This window comes from Corallococcus sp. CA047B (assembly GCF_003612065.1).
Lineage (GTDB): Bacteria > Myxococcota > Myxococcia > Myxococcales > Myxococcaceae > Corallococcus > Corallococcus praedator.
This window is the reverse complement of sequence record NZ_RAWD01000412.1, coordinates 1-7,016: the sequence shown is the minus strand read 5'-3', so window position 1 is coordinate 7,016 and position 7,016 is coordinate 1. Positions and strand designations below refer to the sequence as shown.

8 protein-coding genes are annotated in these 7,016 nt (G+C 69.3%); 3 read left to right on the top strand and 5 right to left on the bottom strand.

The window, feature by feature from the left end:
• On the top strand, window positions 1-868 hold an 868-nt coding region (locus D7X74_RS37410; protein ID WP_147446824.1), incomplete at its 5' end, for a DUF1684 domain-containing protein.
• A gap of 24 nt (window positions 869-892) precedes the next feature.
• On the opposite strand, the gene D7X74_RS37405 is transcribed toward D7X74_RS37410, so the two are convergent.
• The 3 genes from D7X74_RS37405 to D7X74_RS37395 form a co-directional block, all read right to left on the bottom strand.
• Window positions 893-1,156, bottom strand: coding sequence for a hypothetical protein (locus D7X74_RS37405; RefSeq protein WP_120537763.1), 264 nt, complete (start codon window positions 1,154-1,156; stop codon window positions 893-895).
• 173 nt (window positions 1,157-1,329) lie between these two features.
• Entirely contained in the window at window positions 1,330-2,247 is a 918-nt protein-coding gene (locus D7X74_RS44635) for a hypothetical protein (RefSeq protein WP_370450850.1), read from the bottom strand.
• Between the two features lie 338 nt (window positions 2,248-2,585).
• On the bottom strand, window positions 2,586-3,164 hold the full coding sequence (locus D7X74_RS37395; RefSeq protein WP_120537762.1) for a type 1 glutamine amidotransferase domain-containing protein: 579 nt from the start codon (window positions 3,162-3,164) through the stop codon (window positions 2,586-2,588).
• A gap of 205 nt (window positions 3,165-3,369) precedes the next feature.
• Here D7X74_RS37395 and D7X74_RS37390 point away from each other — a divergent pair, with 205 nt between their 5' ends.
• Window positions 3,370-4,536, top strand: a complete 1,167-nt coding sequence (locus D7X74_RS37390) for a sorbosone dehydrogenase family protein (protein WP_120537761.1) — start codon at window positions 3,370-3,372, stop codon at window positions 4,534-4,536.
• Window positions 4,537-4,543: 7 nt separating this feature from the next.
• On the opposite strand, the gene D7X74_RS37385 is transcribed toward D7X74_RS37390, so the two are convergent.
• Complete coding sequence (locus D7X74_RS37385) at window positions 4,544-5,347, bottom strand: ABC transporter permease (RefSeq protein ID WP_120537760.1); 804 nt, start codon at window positions 5,345-5,347, stop codon at window positions 4,544-4,546.
• Window positions 5,344-6,105 (bottom strand): ABC transporter ATP-binding protein, encoded by a 762-nt coding sequence (locus D7X74_RS37380; RefSeq protein ID WP_120537759.1) that lies wholly within the window; start codon window positions 6,103-6,105, stop codon window positions 5,344-5,346. The genes D7X74_RS37385 and D7X74_RS37380 overlap by 4 nt, the downstream gene beginning before the upstream one ends.
• A 179-nt stretch (window positions 6,106-6,284) precedes the next feature.
• Here D7X74_RS37380 and D7X74_RS37375 point away from each other — a divergent pair.
• Window positions 6,285-7,016, top strand: a 732-nt coding sequence (locus D7X74_RS37375; protein WP_199741988.1) for a sodium:proton antiporter, incomplete at its 3' end; no start/stop codon positions are given.

Genomic DNA, 7,016 nt, shown 5'->3' with positions numbered 1-7,016 from the left:
CACCCCGGCTCCCACCGAGGCGAAGAAGGCCCCGGCGACGCAGGCGGAGGACGTCGTCGCCGCCACCCAGGCGTGGCATGCGCAGCGGGTGCAACAGCTGGCGAAGGAGGACGGGTGGCTGACGCTGGTGGGCCTTACCTGGCTGAAGGAGGGCGAGCAGACGGCGGGCTCGGCTCCTGACAGCACGGTGCGCCTGCCCGCGTCGGTGCCGGCGAGGGCGGGCACCTTCGTGCGCGAGGGCAACACCGTGCGCTTCCAGCCGGCGGCGGGCGTGGTCTTCACGAAGGACGGGCAGCCCTTCACGGGGGGGGCGCTGAAGACAGACGAGAAGGGCGCGCCGGACGTGCTGCGCCTGGGCAGCGTGAACTTCCAGGTCATCCACCGGGGAGACAAGCTGGGCGTGCGGGTGAAGGACGCGGAGGCCCCGGCGCGCAAGCAGTTCCACGGCATCCCCACGTACGCGCCCAGCGCGGCGTGGAAGGTGGAGGCGCGGCTGGTGCCGGACCCCGCGTCACGCACCATCACCGTGCCCAACGTGCTGGGCACGCAGGATCAGATGCCGTCGCCCGGAGCGCTCGTGTTCACGGTGGCGGGCAAGGAGTACCGCCTGCTGCCGGTGCAGGACGAGGGCTCGGATGAGCTGTTCATCATCTTCGGCGACGAGACGAACCGCGACACCACCTACGGCGCCGGCCGCTTCCTCTCCGCGCCGCTGCCGGACCCGAGCGGGCGCGTCGTGCTGGACTTCAACCGCGCCTACAATCCGCCGTGCGCCTTCTCCGCCTTCGCCACCTGCCCGCTGCCTCCCCGCGGAAACCGTCTGGCATTGCGCGTGGAGGCAGGCGAGAAGCGCGCGGGAGATCACTGAAGCGCGCCTCACGCTCCCGGGCGGCTACTCGCTGACGTCCGCGCCGCCCGCGGACTTGCCCTTGCCCTGCCCCTTCCCCTTGCCCTTCCCACCCGTCTGGCCCTTGCCGCCGCCCTTGCCCGCGGCCTCCGCGCCCTCGGCGGCCTGCGCCTTCTGACCCGCCACGGACGGGCTCGCGGCTTCCGCCTTGGGGGCCGGGGCGGGCGGCGTCGCAGCCGCCTTCGCGGGTTCGCTGGCGGACACGGACAGGGAGGCGGTGACGAAGAGGACGGCGATGAGACGCTTCATGGGTGGCTCCAGGCAACGCGGCGCCGCGAGGGTGCGGCGGCGCGGGACAGGGGTTGGACCATGACAGGTCCGGACCCGGGAAGGGGGAGCCCCCAAACACCACCGCCCGCTTCCCGGGTGAAAGGGAAACGGGCGGAAGACAGACAGCCGGCTTCGCGCCAGGGCGCGGGACTTCAGACCTGGATGGTCTTCTCCAGCTCCGCCAGACGAAAGCGCGCCAGCGCCAGGTTCGCGCTCGCGCGGTGCAGCGCGATGTAGAGGAACAGCCCGTCCCGCGTCGAGAGCGGCCGGATGATGTGGTACTGCTCGCCGAGGGTGATGAGGATGTCCTCGATGCGGTCCTTGATGCCCAGCAGCTGCATCGTCTTCATCTTGGCGCGCACCACCTCCGTGTTGCCCGCGGCCGCCGCCTCGATGTTGAACCCCGCGGAACCGGCGCTGCCCAGGGTCATGCCGCTCTTCGCATCCGCCAGACAGACCGCGAAGGCCCCGTCAATCTTCAGAGCTTCTTCCAGCGCCTGCTTCACGTTCGCCATTGCTTCTCTTTCCAATACGAGAGGGGGGACCTGCGACTGCGTGACTTCGGCCTGCGAGACTTCCGGCCTGGGTGCTTCGGAGGGCGACGGCGGCGCGGGGGACGCCAGCTCCTCCAGCTTGAAGGTCATCTGACTGGAGTAGGCGCGCGGCTGCGGCACGAAGAGGGCCTGCACTTCCGTCAGCCCCAGCAGCGCGTCCAGTTGGCCGCCCAGGTGTCGGCACAGCAGGTCGCGCAGCGTGTCGCGCTCCACCAGGCCCCAGGCCACCAGCGTCTCGCAGAAGTTGCCGCCGTTCTTGCGGCACTCCGCCATCACCTGTTCGACGTCTTCGCGGTTCACCAACCGCGCGTCGATGAGCGCCGTGGCGAAGCTGCGCGCGCCGGGCCCCGTGAGGACCGTCCACGCCACCTTGCGCTCCACCACGAAGATGCGCCCGGAGACCGTGGTGGACTTCACCACCACCTCTCCCCCCAGCTTGCTCTCCAGGGCTTCATGCAGCACGGCCCGGACAACCTGTCGCGGCGGGAAGGTCACGGGTCGGGAAGCCAGGTTCATGAGGGGGGTCCGAGGACACCGCGCGGGGGAGGCGCGTCCGAGTCACTTCGGACCAGATATAGACAGCATAAGTGAATAATGGCAACTCAGTTGTAAAACTCAGGGAACCGCTGACTCCCCTGGGGTACGGGAAACCCACTAAAGATGTTTCTGTCTCCTTCGACAAGGCTCATCTGAAGGAACAATTCCAAGTCAACGGAATGCCAACCCTCCAGGTTACGGCGCGGTGCGTCGGCGCGTGAGGGTTGGGAGGCAGACACTCCAAGCCCCCGGAACGCATGGCGCACCGAGGGCCTGGGGCATGTCGTTTCGTTCCGAACGGTTCGTGACGGTGCGGATCAGTGCATGGGCGGCGCGCGGTCCACGTTGGACTCGGCGGCCTGGGGCGTACCGATGCGCGGGGCGATGCCGTTCTGGACCTGGCGCAGCACCGCGGCGGAGAAGGCCTCCAGGTCGTCCGGCTTGCGCGACGTGATGAGGTTGCCGTCCTCCACCACCTCGCGGTCCACCCAGCGCGCGTTGGCGTTGATGAGGTCCGTCTTGATGGAGGGGAACGAGGTGACGGTGTGGCCGTCCGCGATGTCCGCCTCCACCAGCATCCACGGCCCGTGGCAGATGGCGGCGATGGGCTTGTCCGCCTTGAAGAAGTCGCGCACGAAGCCGACCATCTTGATGTCCATGCGCAGGTGGTCCGGGGAATAGCCGCCGGGAATCACCAGCGCGTTGAAGTCAGCGGCCTTCAGGTCCTTCACCGCCTTCTCCGTGGTGATTTCCGACCCCTTCTTTCCCTTGAGGACCTTGCCTGCCTCCACGCCGATGATGACGGCCTCGTGTCCCGCCTGTTTCACCTTCTCGAAGGGGACGCTGAACTCCGAGTCCTCGAAATCGTTGGCCACGATGAATGCGATGCGCGCCATGGAACCGCCTCCTGCTGGGCGAAGATGCTGCTGAACCCGCCCGAGCAAGGTGCCCACGACAAGGGCCAAGACAACGCCGCGCGGGGCCACTTCCCGTCGTGCGGTGCGCCCGCCTGCCCCCCTTCCAGGGCCCTGGCGCGCGTTCACTGACGTTTTCGCGCATCGCCCCCGGAGCACGGCGCCCTGGGACGCTAGATTCCTCCCCATGCGCTCCCGACGCCTGCTGCTGTCCGCCCTCGTGGTGCTCACCGCCTCCGCTTCCGCCTGTCGCAAGAGCCAGGCGCAGGGCACCGCCTCCCCCGCGGACTGCATCCTGGTGGAGGATGACTGGGGGCCGGACGGCACCGTGCCCATCACCGTGGACGTGGTGGCCGAAGGCCTGGAGGTCCCCTGGGGCGTGGCCTTCCTGCCAGGCGGCGACGCGCTCGTCACCGAGCGACCGGGCCGCGTGCGCCTGCTGCGCGGCGGCGCGCTCCAACCGCAGCCCGTGGCCACGCTGCCCATCGCCCGCAGCAGCGAGGGGGGCCTCCTGGGCATCGCCGCGCACCCGGACTTCGCGACGAACCGCCAGTTCTACCTGTACGTCACCACCGAAGCGGACGGGACGGCGCAGAACCGGGTGGAGCGCTGGACCCTGTCGCCGGAGGGAACGAGCGCGACCTTCGAGCGGGTCATCCTGGGCGGCATCCCGTCCGCGAAGTACCACGACGGCGGACGGCTGCGCTTCGGGCCGGACGGCATGCTGTACGTGGGCACCGGAGACTCGCGCGAGCCGGACCTGTCCCAGGACCCGGCGAGCACCGCGGGCAAGCTGCTGCGGGTGACGCCCGAGGGCGCCATTCCCCAGGACAATCCCTTTCCGGGGTCGCCAGCGTTCCTCCTGGGCGTGCGCAACACGCAAGGCTTTGATTGGAAGGACGCCAGCACGCTGTACCTCACCGACCACGGGCCCAGCGGGGAGACGATGCGCCGCGCGCACGACGAGGTGAACGTGGTGAAGGCCGGCGACAACCTGGGCTGGCCCGGCATCTATTCATGCGAAACCCAGACGGGCCGCATCACCCCGTCGCTCACCTTCGACGACGCGATGCCCCCGGGCGGCGCCGCCGTGTACACCGGCTCCGCGATTCCGGAGTGGAAGGACTCGCTGCTCGTGGGGACGCTGGCCTCCCGGCACCTGCACCGGGTGGTGTTCGACGCGCAGTCACCCAACCGCGTGGCGAAGCATGAGGTCTACCTGCGCGGCACCTACGGCCGCCTGCGCGACGTGCTGATGGGCCCCGACGGCCACCTGTACGTCACCACCAGCAACTGCGACGGCCGGGGAGACTGCGGCCCCCGGAAGGACCTGCTCCTGCGCATCCGGCGCTGAAGGAAGCTCAGGTCACGCTCTCTGCACTGTAGCGGGCCAGCAGGCCGGTGCGCACCGCGTAGCGGTAGACCCACTGGAAGACCAGGCCCGCCAGCACGATGTCCAGCACGGCCAACCCCAGGCCCCACCCGAGCATGGCGCCGGAGAACTCCCCTCCCGCCGCCAACGTGCGCACGCCTTCAAAGACATACGACGGGGGCAGCGCGCGGCCCACCCACTGCATCCACTCCGGCAGCGTGGCCAGGGGATAGAAGACGCCCACGAACGGGGACAGCAGGCTGGGGATGGGCCAGACGAACCACTCCGCCGCGGGCCCCAGCCGCAGCACCAGCGCGCTGCCCAGGATGCCCAGCGCGATCCCGAACAGGAACAGGATGAGGATGAAGGGCACGAACATCACGCCGTAGGCCGCGAAGGACAGGCCGAACACCGTGCTGGACAGCAGGAGCATCACGAGCAGCCCGATGGCGCTGGTCACGATGCTCGTCAGCACGAGGCCGCCCACGTACTCCGGCAGGGTGAGCGGCGTGGCGAAGACGTTGAGGAAGTTGCGCGACCAGACATCCTCGAAGAACCCCATGGTCAGGCCCTGCATCACCCGCGCGAAGAAGTCCCAGAGCAGCACCGCGCCCAGCAGCGCCGGCACGAAGTCGTGGCCGTGCGAGGCCACGCTGTTGAGGTAGCGGGTCATGAAGCCCCACAGCACCATGTCCACGGCCACGAACGCGAACAGCGGCACGACGCGCGCGAAGTTGCCCTTGTAGAGATAGAACTGGCGCAGGGCGATGCCCGCGATGCGGCTGGCTTTCATGGGGCCGGATGCCTTTCCAGGGCCAGGGGTTCGTTGGCCACGGCGATGAACAGCGCCTCCAGCGTGTCGTGGCCATGCTCGCCGGGCAGCGTCTTCGGGTCGCCCTGGAGCAGCACCTTGCCGCGCGACATGAAGAGGACGCGGTCACAGACGGCCTCCACCTCATACATGTTGTGGGACGTCCACAGCACGCCGCTGTCCCCCTTCGCCGCGAACGCGCGGATGCGGTCGCGGATGTCCACCGCCGTGGCCGGATCCAGCGACGCGGTGGGTTCGTCCAGGAGCAGCAGGCGCGGCTGGTTGAGCATGGCCTTGGCCAGCGAGACGCGCGTCTGCTCACCGGAGGACAGCACGCCGCACTTGGTGTCGCGGAAGCGCTGCAGGTCGTACTCCGTGAGCAGCGCTTCGATGCGGGCGGACAGCCCCTTCACTCCGTAGATGAGGCCGAAGACGCGCAGGTTCTGCGCCACGGTGAGGTTGCCGGGCAGGGGCGCGTAGACGGCGGCGAAGTTGGTGCGCTCCAGCGCCTGCACGCGGCGGGAGGCCAGGTCCACCCCCTCGATGTGGATGGTGCCGGAGGTGGGCTCCAGCACGCCCAGCAGCATGTTGATGGTGGTGCTCTTGCCCGCGCCGTTGGGCCCGAGCAGGCCCACCACCTCCCGGCGCCCTACCTCGAAGGTGATGCCGTCCACGGCCATGCGGTCGCCGTAGGCCTTCTTCAGCGACGTGACGGAGAGCACCGGAGCGGAAGGGGTCATCGCGGCCCTGCTGTACCACGCGCCCGCCCTCCCGGCAGGTCGTGCGTTCGCTGGGGGAAGGCAGGCGGGCAGGGCCCCGGGCACCCGCTGACGGGGGAGCGGAAAAGGATGCGGCGGTCGTGCACGGGCTGCGCGATTCTGGAAAACTCCGCCCTCCCCTGGCGCCTGCTGGAGTCGATGTGCTCCTGGAAGTTCCCATCCTCATTGGCCTGATGGTGGCGGCCATCGCACTCGCGATCGCCGCCAAACGGGCCAGCGTGCCCTACAACGTCGCACTCGTGTTGGGTGGCCTGCTCATCTCGGTAGGCCACCTGCTCCCCGGAGTGCCCCCCCTCAACCCGCAGGTGGTGTTCCTCATCTGTCTGCCTTTGTTGCTGTTCGAGGGTGGCATCACCGCCGACCTCAATGGCATCCGCGCCAACGCCATCCCCATTGGCCTGTTGTCCTCGCTGGGGATGGTCCTGGCGATTGGCGCCACCGGCGCCGCGCTGCACTTCATGCTGCACCTGGCGTGGGGGCCCGCGCTGCTGCTGGGCTCCATCCTCGCCGTGACGGACACCGTCTCCATCCTCTATGCCTTCCGCCGCGCGCCGGTGCCGGGGAGGCTCGCGGGCATCATCCAGGGCGAGAGCCTCTTCAACGACGGCACCGCGCTGGTGGCGTACACGGCCATCGCGGCGGTGGTGGCCGGAGGGCAGACGCCCACGCTGGGTTCGATTGGCGGGCACATGCTGCTCGCGTCCGTGGGCGGCGCGGCGGTGGGACTGGCAATGGGCCTGCTGGGCGGGTTCATCATCCGGCGCGCGGAGGATCCGCTCGCGGAGATCATGGTGACGACGGCCGTGGCGCTGGCGTCCTATGTGCTGGCCGAAGAGGTGCACCTGTCGGGCGCCATCTCCGCGGTGGTGGCG

Excerpts from the sequence above, each read along its gene's own strand:
- D7X74_RS37385 (WP_120537760.1), bottom strand. The coding sequence starts at position 5,347 with ATGAAAGCCAGCCGCATCGCGGGCATCGCCCTGCGCCAGTTCTATCTC.
- D7X74_RS37390 (WP_120537761.1), top strand. The coding sequence starts at position 3,370 with ATGCGCTCCCGACGCCTGCTGCTGTCCGCCCTCGTGGTGCTCACCGCC.
- D7X74_RS37405 (WP_120537763.1), bottom strand. The coding sequence starts at position 1,156 with ATGAAGCGTCTCATCGCCGTCCTCTTCGTCACCGCCTCCCTGTCCGTG.
- D7X74_RS37395 (WP_120537762.1), bottom strand. The coding sequence starts at position 3,164 with ATGGCGCGCATCGCATTCATCGTGGCCAACGATTTCGAGGACTCGGAG.
- D7X74_RS37380 (WP_120537759.1), bottom strand. The coding sequence starts at position 6,105 with ATGACCCCTTCCGCTCCGGTGCTCTCCGTCACGTCGCTGAAGAAGGCC.
- D7X74_RS44635 (WP_370450850.1), bottom strand. The coding sequence starts at position 2,247 with ATGAACCTGGCTTCCCGACCCGTGACCTTCCCGCCGCGACAGGTTGTC.